Raw genomic sequence first — 323 nt, 5'->3', positions numbered from 1 at the left:
AGGTTACAACGGTTGTTCATGACCCTGGTCAGGCCATTGATCAGACTGTTGCTGGCTTTGGGCGGCAATTGCCAGTGAAAAAGCAAATAGCAAATGGTGCCGGATGTCATCATAACAGTTGTTGCCCCATCAGCATTGGGCCAGCACTCCGGCCGGTACAGGGGTTTCCAGAATCGCGGCGATGGTATGGATCAGGTCGCGTTCAGCCGGGCGCAATATACCGTCAGCACGGCCGCAGGCTACCATGGATTTGATCAATCGGCCTTTGATATGGGGGTATAGCTCGGTCAGCCGGGTGAGCGACTGGTTCAACGGTTTCAGGC

General features: G+C 55.1%; 1 protein-coding gene. It reads right to left on the bottom strand.

Annotated elements, in window-relative coordinates; all coding sequences use genetic code 11:
* Positions 1-129: 129 nt before the first annotated feature.
* On the bottom strand, positions 130-323 hold a 194-nt coding region (locus tag Q4563_RS18155), incomplete at its 5' end, for a hypothetical protein (protein WP_303605498.1).

This window comes from Gilvimarinus sp. 1_MG-2023 (assembly GCF_030548285.1).
Note: the sequence above shows the minus strand (reverse complement) of the source record. Positions and strands in the feature narration are given on the sequence as shown.